8 protein-coding genes (1 of these 8 cut by a window edge) are annotated in these 10,000 nt (G+C 49.9%); 1 reads left to right on the top strand and 7 read right to left on the bottom strand.

The window, feature by feature from the left end; translation table 11 throughout:
- Nucleotides 1-2,166, bottom strand: partial view of a DNA gyrase subunit A gene (gene gyrA / locus GYMC10_RS00045; RefSeq protein ID WP_012818297.1) — the 5' portion only. It extends 339 nt beyond the left edge of the window; only the first 2,166 of its 2,505 coding nucleotides appear in the window; the start codon lies at nt 2,164-2,166; its stop codon lies off the left edge, out of view.
- A gap of 410 nt (nt 2,167-2,576) precedes the next feature.
- Here gyrA and GYMC10_RS00040 point away from each other — a divergent pair, with 410 nt between their 5' ends.
- Entirely contained in the window at nt 2,577-3,389 is an 813-nt protein-coding gene (locus tag GYMC10_RS00040; RefSeq protein ID WP_012818296.1) for a YheC/YheD family protein, read from the top strand.
- 129 nt (nt 3,390-3,518) lie between these two features.
- Here GYMC10_RS00040 and gyrB read toward each other — a convergent pair whose 3' ends face one another.
- The 6 genes from gyrB to dnaA form a co-directional block, all read right to left on the bottom strand.
- Nucleotides 3,519-5,429, bottom strand: coding sequence for a DNA topoisomerase (ATP-hydrolyzing) subunit B (gyrB, locus tag GYMC10_RS00035; protein WP_012818295.1), 1,911 nt, complete (start codon nt 5,427-5,429; stop codon nt 3,519-3,521).
- Between the two features lie 26 nt (nt 5,430-5,455).
- The gene (gene remB / locus GYMC10_RS00030) at nt 5,456-5,707 is read right to left on the bottom strand and encodes an extracellular matrix regulator RemB (protein WP_012818294.1); all 252 of its coding nucleotides are present in this window, start codon (nt 5,705-5,707) and stop codon (nt 5,456-5,458) included.
- 13 nt (nt 5,708-5,720) lie between these two features.
- A complete protein-coding gene (gene recF / locus GYMC10_RS00025; protein ID WP_012818293.1) occupies nt 5,721-6,833 on the bottom strand; it encodes a DNA replication/repair protein RecF in 1,113 nt (370 codons plus the stop codon).
- A 56-nt stretch (nt 6,834-6,889) separates the two neighbouring features.
- Nucleotides 6,890-7,105 (bottom strand): S4 domain-containing protein YaaA, encoded by a 216-nt coding sequence (gene yaaA, locus GYMC10_RS00020; RefSeq protein WP_009591516.1) that lies wholly within the window; start codon nt 7,103-7,105, stop codon nt 6,890-6,892.
- 38 nt (nt 7,106-7,143) lie between these two features.
- The gene (dnaN, locus tag GYMC10_RS00015; protein ID WP_012818292.1) at nt 7,144-8,286 is read right to left on the bottom strand and encodes a DNA polymerase III subunit beta; all 1,143 of its coding nucleotides are present in this window, start codon (nt 8,284-8,286) and stop codon (nt 7,144-7,146) included.
- 202 nt (nt 8,287-8,488) lie between these two features.
- Nucleotides 8,489-9,877 carry a chromosomal replication initiator protein DnaA gene (gene dnaA, locus GYMC10_RS00010; protein WP_175320759.1) on the bottom strand — a complete coding sequence of 463 codons (1,389 nt, stop codon included), beginning with the start codon at nt 9,875-9,877 and terminating at the stop codon, nt 8,489-8,491.
- Between the last annotated feature and the right edge of the window lie 123 nt (nt 9,878-10,000).

Genomic DNA, 10,000 nt, shown 5'->3' with positions numbered 1-10,000 from the left:
AGGCGTCCGCTTGCCGTAACCTTTGGTCGTTACAATGAGGATATCAAGCTCCTGGTCTACTACGTCCATGCCAATGACTTCATCATTGTCGTCCAGCGTGATCCCTTTCACCCCGGTCGCGCTTCTTCCCATCGAGCGGACATCGCTCTCCTTGAAGCGGATGGACATTCCTTGCGCCGTTCCCATAATGATTTCTTGCTGACCGTCCGTCAGCTTCACCTCGATTAGGGAATCGTCCTCGCGCAGATTAATCGCGATCAGACCGCCCTTGCGGATATTCACATAATCCTCAAGCGGGGTTTTCTTAACGACACCCTGGCGTGTTGCAAAGAACAGGTAATTATCGCTGTCAAAGTTCTCCACCGGAATCACGGCATTGATCGATTCGCCCTGTTCAATTTGAATCAGGTTGATGATCGGCGTTCCGCGGGCGGTACGGCTCAGCTCTGGAATTTCATAGGCTTTTAACCGGTACGCCTTCCCTTTGTCCGTAAAGAACATCAGGTAATGGTGGGAATTCGTGACGAAGAGATGCTCGACAAAGTCCTCGCTCTTCGTATCCATCCCCACAACGCCGCGTCCGCCCCGCTTCTGGCTGCGATAGGTGTTCGCAGGCAGACGCTTGATGTAACCCGTATGCGTAATGGTGATGATCACTTCTTCGCGCGGAATCAGATCCTCGTCCAGGATGCTGTCCTCCCCGACCGTAATTTCAGTACGGCGTTCATCCGCGAAGCGTTCCTTAATCTCTTGCAGCTCATCATTGATGATCTGAAGCACAAGATGCTCATTAGCCAAGATTTCACGGAGTTCCGCGATTCTGGCAAGCAATTCCTGATATTCGTTCTCGATCTTCTCTCGTTCTAGTCCGGTCAGGCGCTGCAGACGCATATCCAGAATGGCCTGTGCCTGCTCATGACTGAGACCGAAACGCTCCATCAAGCCCTCGCGGGCAGCCTCTGTGGTTTGGGAAGCGCGAATGAGGGCAATGACCTCATCGAGATGATCCAGTGCGACACGCAAACCTTCGAGAATATGAGCTCGGGCCTCCGCCTTCTTAAGTTCGAACTCTGTCCGGCGGCGGATAACGGTGACCTGATGCTCCAAATAGTGGAACAGCACGTCGCGCAGGTTCAAGATCTTCGGTTCGTTGTTCACGATGGCCAGCATATTAATGCCGAAATTCGACTGCATGGCCGTATGCTTGTACAGGTTATTCAAAACGACATTCGGGTTGACGTCCCGGCGCAGCTCAATAACGATCCGCATGCCGTTACGGTCCGATTCATCGCGCAGATCCGTAATGCCGTCAATTCGTTTTTCGCGAACCAATTCCGCAATTTTCTCAACCAGACGGGCCTTGTTCACTTGATATGGAATCTCATGAACCACAATGCGCGCCTTGTTATTATTCTCTTCGATCGTCGCCTTCGCCCGCATCGTAACGGAACCGCGGCCCGTACGATAAGCCTGGCGAATGCCTTCGCGTCCCAGAATATAACCCGCTGTCGGGAAATCCGGTCCTTGGATGTATTCCATCAACTCCATCGGCGTGATGTCAGGGTTACGAATCATCGCCTGTACACCATCGATGACTTCACCAAGATTGTGAGGCGGAATATTGGTAGCCATCCCTACCGCGATCCCCGACACGCCGTTTACCAGCAGGTTAGGATAACGCGCAGGAAGAACCACCGGCTCCTGCTCCTCGCCGTCATAGTTCGGAGCAAAGTCTATTGTCTCTTTATTAATATCACGCAGCATTTCCATGGCAATCTTCGATAAACGAGCCTCGGTATACCGCATAGCCGCTGCCATATCGCCGTCGATGGAACCGAAGTTCCCGTGCCCATCAACAAGCATGTAACGCATGGAGAAGTCCTGCGCCATCCGGACCATGGATTCATAAACTGCGGAATCACCATGAGGATGGTACTTACCAATAACTTCGCCTACGATTCTTGCCGATTTCTTATGCGGTTTATCCGGAGCCATTCCAAGTTCGGACATCGCATACAGAATACGACGGTGTACTGGCTTCATTCCGTCCCGTACATCCGGCAAAGCCCGGCTGACAATGATGCTCATCGCGTAATCCATAAAGGACTCGCGCATCTCGGTACCAATGTCCCGATCTTTGATTTGGGAGAAATTTTCTTCCGCCATGCTGGACCTCCTTCATTTTCCTATCAACCATGCCTTGATCTATGTGAAAAAAGCAGAATAGTGATCAGAAACCTAGAAACGCACTAACCTTTATTATATTACTTTCACAAACATCGCACAATTAAACACGGGATGGATCAAGTGAAAGCATGATTTTTGCCCGGAAACCGGGATATACGCCCTGTCCTCCGTGCCCCTTTTCACATACAATGCATTGCAAAGGACTTTTCGAATCATCACATCTTTATATTATACCACTGTTTGTCATACTTGTCCTATGTTTTCCGGGCATCCCCTCTCTTGTCAGAGGCAGCCACACTCTTTTAAATCAACCGATAGCACGAGTTTGTATTACGAGACAGGCAAAATCCTGTCACTCCAATCATACAGCTAAGAAAGGATGAAGATGTTTGACTATCCAACGCGTTGCAAGCAAGTGGGCGAAAACGAAAATACTGTTGAAAAACAAAGGCCTCGCCTCTTATGTTCCCGCTACCCGCCTATATTCATTGGAGACGCTTGAAGACATGCTGAATACGCATACGCTTGTGTATATCAAGCCTGACCGAGGGACCTACGGCATCGGCGTGATGTCGGTCGAACAGCTCCATTCCCAAACCGCGGATACTGATGAAACAACGGATGCTTCCTACATGCTTCGCTACGACCATAAAACCGAAGTATTTACCTCTCTGGAGAGTCTCCATAAAACATTAAGCGACTTGTTTCAAGGCAAGGACTATCTGGTTCAGCAAGGCATCCACCTGCTCCGTCATAAGGACCGTCCCTTTGATCTTCGTGTACTTACCCAAAAGAGTCCCTCCGGTCAGTGGGTGAGCACAGGAATAATCGGCCGGGTCGCGGCCAAAAATAAAATCATTACCAACCATCACAGCGGCGGCGTGGTTCATCACTACAAACCGCTAATGCTCGAGCATATGACGGCTGAAGAAGCAGGGAATATCCGCAGAGAACTGAATACGCTTGGAGTGAACGTCGCTTCGCAGCTGCAAAAAACGTATCCGAACCTGAAAGAAATCGGCCTGGATGTTGCGATTGACGATCGCTGGAACATTTGGATCCTGGAGGTTAATACCAAACCTGCACTGTTCCCGTTTAAGAAATTCTTCAAGGATCCCAGCATCTACAAACAGGTAGAAAAATACGCCAATGCTTACGGACGCAACTTATCCAGCAAGAAGAAAACCAAAAAAACCGGTTAGCAAGTCTCTCTGAATCGGTTGGGTCCTGTTATGCAACGACTCACGGCCTGTGCCCGTTTAACGAAAAAAGGGGTGTTCCCCTGAGGTCTTCAAAGACCTTGGGGATACCCCTCTTTAGCTTGCAGTACTTTATACGTCCAAATTCCGGACCGACTTCGCATGCTCCTGAATGAAATCCCGGCGCGGCTCCACGTTATCGCCCATCAGGGTATCGAACAACGTATCGGCCAAGATCGCATCCTCGATCGTCACCTGGAGCATCGTACGGCTCTCGGGATCCATCGTCGTCTCCCACAGCTGACCGGCGTTCATCTCGCCGAGACCTTTGTAACGCTGTACGTTGATTTTGACGTTCTCGCCGAATTCCTTGATGATCTCGTCGCGTTCTCTCTCACTGCCGGCATACCGGATCACCTTGTTGCGCTCGATCTTGAAGAGCGGCGGTTGGGCGATGTAGATATAACCCGCTTCCACCAGCTTACGCATGTAACGGTAGAAGAACGTCAGCAGCAAGGTACGAATATGCGCACCGTCGACGTCGGCATCGGTCATGATAATGATTTTGTGGTAACGGGCTTTGGAGAGATCGAAATCCTCCGCAATCCCCGTGCCCAGAGCCGTAATGATGGCTCGGATCTCCGCATTGGACAGGATGCGGTCAAGCCGTGCCTTTTCCACGTTGAGGATTTTACCACGCAGCGGCAAAATCGCCTGGAAATGCCGATCGCGCCCCTGCTTGGCGGAACCGCCGGCAGAGTCGCCTTCGACGATGTACAGCTCACTGATGGAAGCGTCCTTGGAGGAGCAGTCCGCCAGCTTACCCGGCAATGCGCTGACTTCAAGGGCGCTCTTCCGGCGCGTCATCTCGCGGGCTTTACGAGCCGCTTCGCGGGCACGCGATGCTTGGAGCGCCTTCTCCAGGATCCGGCGGGAAACCGCCGGGTTCTCCTGCAGGAACTCCTGCAGCTTCTCCGCGAACAAGGATTCCACGATCCCGCGCACTTCGCTGTTGCCGAGCTTGGTCTTCGTTTGTCCTTCGAATTGCGGCTCCGGCACTTTGACCGAAATGATCGCCGTCAATCCTTCGCGCACGTCGTCACCCGACAGGTTGCTGGTGTTATCTTTGATTAATCCCGTTTTGCGGGCATAGTCATTGATGATCCGGGTGAGCGCGCTCTTAAAGCCGGATTCATGCGTTCCGCCTTCGTGCGTGTTGATATTATTGGCAAAAGAATAAATATTCTCGGTATAGCTGTCGTTATACTGAAGCGACACTTCCACCTGGATGTTATCGCGTGAACCCTCTACATAGATCGGGTCTTCGTGCAGGGCTTCCTTCTTCTCATTCAGGAACTTGACGTATTCGATGATACCGCCTTCGTACTTGAAGTAGTCGGAGGCACCCGTACGTTCGTCCGTCAGCGTAAGCGCGATGCCCTTGTTCAGGAACGCCAACTCGCGGATCCGTGTAAGCAGGGTGGTATAATCATAGACCGTCGTTTCCGTGAAAATCTCCGGATCCGGCAGGAAGGTTACCGTAGTCCCGTGATCGTCGGAATCCCCGATGACTTTGATGTCATATTGAGGTACGCCGCGATGATATTCCTGCTGGTAGATGTGCCCGTCACGTTTGACCTGAACCACGACTTTCGAAGACAGTGCATTCACGACCGAAACGCCGACACCATGCAGACCGCCGGATACTTTATACCCGCCGCCGCCAAATTTACCGCCGGCATGAAGGACGGTCATAACCACTTCCAGCGTAGACTTCTTCAGCTTGGCGTTCTCGCCGACCGGAATGCCGCGACCGTTATCGATAACGGTTATGCTGTTATCCTCATGGACAATGATTTCGATATGGTCGCATATTCCCGCCATCGCTTCGTCAATACTATTGTCCACAACTTCCCATACCAAATGATGCAAACCCTTGGCACTGGTAGATCCGATATACATACCCGGCCGTTTACGAACGGCTTCCAATCCTTCCAGTACCTGAATCTGATTCTCATCATATGTCGGTTGATTCATAGACATGCCTTCACCTACTTCTACAGATTCTGTTATGCCTGAGCTATAAAATGATTCGCTCGTTTCTTAAGTGTTGCAGAGGAAATCGGAGAGTAATAGACGATCGATTTCGTCACCACGATGGATTTCGGATCCTCTTCGCCAATCAACTCCACGACTTTATGCTGCTGGGCATGCGTGACGAACTGCTTGGAGATTTTCGAGGATTTCTCTATCGAGATATCGAATATCCCAACCAGCTCTGACGAACGGATGATCTTCTCTCCACCCAAATGAATATACATATGGAATCACTCCTTAAGAGCCCACCTGTCCGTCATGGACATGAAAAATGCTGGCACCCTTCAATTTGTCGGTATTCAAACTCTCAATGCCCGTCGCCGTGATGAATGTCTGCACTTTGCTCTGGAATGTCTCGATCAATTGTGTCTGCCGGTACGGATCCAATTCAGAAAGCACATCATCCAGAAGCAGCACCGGATATTCACCGATCTCTTCCTGTATCAGCTCGATTTCAGCCAGTTTCAAAGATAGCGCCGTCGTCCGCTGCTGACCTTGAGATCCATACGTTTGGACTTCTTTGCCATTAATATAAAAAGCCAGATCATCTCGATGAGGACCTGCCAATGTCATACCGCGCCGTATTTCTTGCTCTTTCATTTGTGATAATTTTATCATAAATGTCTCAAATAAGACAGCTTCATCTTCTTCCTCCGCGTCGGCAAAGGATGGAAGGTAGTGCAAAGAGAGGTCTTCCAGGCCGTTGGTGATCCCCTGATGGATGCTTTCCGCCCACTTTTGCAGCTTTTTTATAAATTGTTTCCTCTTCTTGACGATTTTAACACCATGTTCTGCCAATTGGCTGTTCCAAATTTCAAGCATCGCCTGCTCGGTGCTGCCCTTCCCCCACAATTGCTTCAGCAGATTGTTGCGCTGCACGAGCACCTTCTGGTATTGCTGCAGATGAAACAGGTAGCTTGGGGCCACCTGCCCGATTTCCATGTCAAGAAACCGGCGGCGGACCCCCGGCGTGCCTTTGACAATCTCCAGATCCTCGGGCGCAAACATCACGACATTGAGCGAGCCGATGAAATCGCTAAGCTTCCGCTGCTCAAGCCCGTTGATTTTTGCCTTCTTCCCCTGCTGAGACAAGCTCAGCTCTAGCCTCAAAGTGCCGTACTTGCGGTCAATCTCGGCAGATATATGGGCACTGGACTGCTCGAACCCGATCAATTCGCGATCCTTGGAGGTACGGTGGCTCTTCGTTAAAGCAAGCACGAAGAGCGCCTCCATCAAATTCGTCTTTCCTTGGGCATTGCGTCCGATGATCAAATTGACATCGCCAAATGCCTCAAGCTGCAGCTTCTCGTAATTTCGGTAATGCTGCAGGCTGACATTTTTGACAAACAAGCTTATCCTCTCCCTCGTCTTCCGCGCTTAGCGCCAAAGCGGCTGCGGGAGGCTGTCTATTGTGCTGCCACCTGAAACGTCCCGCAATCCTCTACCTTGACGATGTCGCCGGGAACCAGTTTGCGTCCGCGCCGCTCTTCCTTCTCGTCGTTGACCAGAACTGCCCCTTCCGCGAGCAGCGCCTTCGCCATCCCACCTGTGGATACGCAATCGGATAGCTTCAAGAACTGATCCAGCTTGATATATTCACTGTGGATAAAAATTTGTTTCATGACTTCGTCCTTTCATCCCTATCAACATGGGGATAACTTTAATTGGCCGTACGGTACGGCAGAATAATATATTGGCTCTTGCTGTCGTCGAGCGGCTTCAGGATGATCGGGCTCATGACCCCCATGAAAGCGATCATCAGTTGTTCGCTTTCAACCACCTTGAGCACGTCCAGCATGTATTTCGAGTTGAACGAGATGCGCAGCGGCTCCCCTTTGAAATCGATCAGGTCCAATTCTTCACGCACTTTACCAAGCTCGGAGGAACTGGAAGAGATCTCGATGCCGCCATGCTCCATCGTTTGCAGGAGAACAATGTTCGTTTTCTCCTCTTTGGAGAGCAGGTAGGCGCGGTCGATCGACTCGCTTAATTTTTTTGTGTCCAAAACCAGTTCTGTTTTATGCGAGGTTGGAATAATTCTAGAAGTATCGGGATAAATGCCGTCCAATATACGGGAATAGAACAGAACACGGTCAATTTTAAATAATACCTGATTATCCGCGACAACGATATCGACCAGCGTGTTTTGGTCCGGAATGATTTTGCTCAGCTCGTTCAGCGTTTTTCCTGCAATCACGACATTGTTGAACGAAATGCCGTCAGCTCCCTCAAGATGGGCGGAGCGGGTAGCCAGTCTGTGACGGTCCGTGGCCGTAAATTTCAGCTCATTGTCGTTCAGACTCCATAATACACCCGTCAAAATAGGCGTGGTTTCATGGGTGGAAATGGAGAATACCGTTTGTTTGATCATGTTTTTCAACAGATCGCCTGGCAGAGAAACGGTTTGGCTGCCCTCGATGTTAGGCAATACGGGGAATTCCTCCGGATCCAAGCCGACCATCTGGATTTCCGTGGCCCCCGAAGAAATAAAGGTCTGGAAGTTTTCTTTGACCTCCATCTGAATTTCTTGGGAAGGCAGTTTCTTGATAATTTCAACGAAGAACTTGGCAGGCAGCACAACGCTACCAGGCTGCTCTACCTGAACGATGGTATGCTTCTCATCCTCCGCAGGAATAAACGATTGAATGGAAATATCCGTATCGCTGGCTGTTAGCGTGACGCCCGAATACGTGACATCCAGTTTAATGCCGCTGAGGATCGGAATCGTGGTTCGGCTGGAGATCGCCTTCGATACGTGTTGAATGGATTCGTTTAATACATTTTTTAATATGCTGATTTTCATCAAGTTCACTCCTTACGGAAAAATGAGAGGGGGTTTTTCTCTTGGCGAAAGCCAAGGGGATTCCCCTCTTTATGGTTAATTTATTTATTAATTATTATTAGTAATAGTAATAGGGACACTGAATATGTGGATAAGCCTCGTAAAAGGCATAAAATTAAGCCTATCCACATGTGTATAGATTGTGCATAGGCTTTGAACTTGTTCAGGTTGGATTTTTGATTTTCTCCGTAATGTTATTGACCACTTTGAAAAGCTCCTGGTCCGTTTTCAGAGATTGGGTAATCTTCTCATGGGCATGAATGACAGTGGTATGATCCCGGCCTCCGAATGCCTCTCCGATCTTGGGAAGGGAATAGTCGGTTAATTCGCGGGACAAGTACATGGCAATTTGCCGCGGAAACGCGACGGCTTTGGTCCGTTTGCGGGCTTTGAAGTCTTCCAGTCTCAGGTTGTAATACTCGCCGACCTTTTGTTGGATATCCTGAATCGTAATCATTCTCGGCCGGCTGGACGGGATGATATCCTTCAAGGCTTCGGCTGCCAGATGCGTTGTAACGTCCTGATTGGTCAGGGAGGAATAAGCGACGACACGGATAAGGGCACCTTCAAGCTCACGAATGTTCGTATCGATCTGATTGGCGATATACATCATGGCTTCGTTCGGAATATCCAGATTCTCGGCCTTGGCCTTCTTGCGAAGGATGGCGATCCGCGTCTCCAGATCCGGCGGTTGAATGTCGGTGATCAATCCCCATTCGAAACGGGAACGGAGCCGTTCTTCCAGCGTCGGGATCTCCTTGGGGGGACGGTCACTGGATATGATAATCTGCTTCCGCTCTTCATGCAGGGCGTTAAACGTATGGAAAAATTCCTCCTGCGTCGATTCTTTCCCGGCCAAGAACTGGATATCGTCAATGAGCAGAATATCAACGTTGCGGTACTTGTTGCGGAAGCTTTCTGCGCGGTTGTCCCGAATGGAGTTGATGAACTCGTTGGTGAATTTCTCGGAGGAAATGTACACGACTTTGCTGCTGGGATTGTGCTCCAAAATGTAGTGGCCGATGGCATGCATCAAGTGCGTTTTTCCAAGACCTACTCCACCATATAGGAATAACGGGTTATACGCCTTAGCCGGAGCTTCGGCAACGGCGAGCGAGGCAGCATGTGCGAACCGGTTGCCCGAACCGATGACAAACGTGTCAAACGTATACTTCGGGTTCAGCATATGGGACTGAATTTCTTCACCGGATATTTCAAGCGGCGGCGAGGGCTGCTGCGGAGCAGGTTCGTGTGCCTTCGTCTCTTCGATCACGAAGCGAACGTCGACCTGCTTGCCCACCACCTCCAGCACGGTTGCACTAACCAGCTTGGTGTATCGGCTCTCCAGCCATTCCACAGCAAACGTTGTCGGCGCGGAAATGACGACGGAGTGATCGTTAATGGTCAATGCCTTGGTAGCTTTAAACCAAGTGTCAAAACTCGGTTTGCTCAGCTTGGTTTGTATGATCGATAATATTTCTTGCCATAATTCGGAAGTATGGCTTTCCAAAACTGTCACTCCTTTAAATCTTCCAAATGTGGCTAGAGCCATGTGTGGAATTGTCGAAAGAAAATGAATGATGTCTAATTATCCCCAGAACTAACTCCTGTGGAAACAAAAAAATATGGATAAATTGAAATTGTTCACAACTTTATCCACAGCCTGTTGATAATA

The sequence above is a fragment of the Paenibacillus sp. Y412MC10 genome, from assembly GCF_000024685.1.
Lineage (GTDB): Bacteria > Bacillota > Bacilli > Paenibacillales > Paenibacillaceae > Paenibacillus_AQ > Paenibacillus_AQ lautus_A.
This window is presented reverse-complemented; position numbering and strand designations above follow the sequence as displayed.

Excerpts from the sequence above, each read along its gene's own strand:
- gyrB (WP_012818295.1), bottom strand. The coding sequence starts at position 5,429 with ATGTCTATGAATCAACCGACATATGATGAGAATCAGATTCAGGTACTG.
- remB (WP_012818294.1), bottom strand. The coding sequence starts at position 5,707 with ATGTATATTCATTTGGGTGGAGAGAAGATCATCCGTTCGTCAGAGCTG.
- yaaA (WP_009591516.1), bottom strand. The coding sequence starts at position 7,105 with ATGAAACAAATTTTTATCCACAGTGAATATATCAAGCTGGATCAGTTC.
- dnaN (WP_012818292.1), bottom strand. The coding sequence starts at position 8,286 with ATGAAAATCAGCATATTAAAAAATGTATTAAACGAATCCATTCAACAC.
- dnaA (WP_175320759.1), bottom strand. The coding sequence starts at position 9,877 with ATGGCTCTAGCCACATTTGGAAGATTTAAAGGAGTGACAGTTTTGGAA.